At 51.3% G+C, this 982-nt stretch carries 2 protein-coding genes; both read left to right on the top strand.

What is annotated here, in order from left to right:
• The coding region (locus DUW71_RS17465; RefSeq protein ID WP_233546189.1) for a transposase at positions 1-366 on the top strand (366 nt) is incomplete at its 5' end.
• Positions 363-982 (top strand): DDE-type integrase/transposase/recombinase (locus tag DUW71_RS17470; protein ID WP_325048592.1); only part of this gene is annotated, 620 nt, incomplete at its 3' end. The genes DUW71_RS17465 and DUW71_RS17470, both read left to right, overlap by 4 nt.

Consider the following 982-nt stretch of genomic DNA (forward strand, 5'->3'; position numbering starts at 1 on the left):
CGCGAACAAGGTCAAATCATGCCCAACCAAACCGACAACCCTGAAAACTGGTCCGACGAAGATAAGTTCCGCGTCGTCATGGAAACTGCCGCCATGTCGCAGGCAGAGCGCTCGGAATACTGTCGGAAGCACGGTCTGCACCCTGAACAAGTTGAGCAATGGAAGCAGGCCTGCATGAGCGGTTTTGGGAAATCAAAAAACCAACTCAAGGCCGAAAAGAAAGAAGAAAACAAACAGCGCAATAAGATTAAGCGTTTGGAGCGCGAGCTCAACAGAAAAGACAAAGCACTAGCCGAGACCGCTGCGCTGCTGACCCTCTCAAAAAAGGTGCGGGCGATCTGGGAGCAAGAAGACGAGGACGAATGACCTCGCTTCCAGATCGCCAAAATATCGTGATCATGATCGATGAGGCTCGTGCAGCAGGGGCAGCCCTCAAGCCTGCCTGTGAGATCGTGGGAATACAACCGCGAACTTACTACAACTGGTTGCACTCAGGAGAAGTCGTTGCTGACTTAAGACCAACCGCAGAGCGACCTGAACCGGCTAGAAAGCTCACGCCTGAAGAAAAAGCGGAGATACTGCATTGGGTTAACCAACCTCAGTATCAGTCACAAACACCGGCATTTATTGTGGCAGATTTAATGGATAAGGAAGGCTTGTATATTGCCTCAGAAAGCAGTTTTTACCGTGTGATGCGTGAGGCCAATCAGATGCAGCGTAGAGGTCGACAGGCAGCACCAAAATCAGTTAAGCCGCCAACCAGCCATACTGCAACGGGGCCAAACCAAGTGTGGACTTGGGACATCAGTTGGTTGCCCGGCCCTGCTAAAGGCACTTGGTATTACCTATACCTCGTGCTCGACATCTACGATCGGAGCATTGTGCACGCCGACGTATACGAGACGGAAAATGCTAATACAGCCAAACACTTTATTCAGCAAGCGTGCTGGAGGGAGCACAAGGTCAAAGACACTCCGATCGT

The sequence above is a fragment of the Salinibius halmophilus genome (assembly GCF_003577475.1).
Lineage (GTDB): Bacteria > Pseudomonadota > Gammaproteobacteria > Pseudomonadales > Natronospirillaceae > Salinibius > Salinibius halmophilus.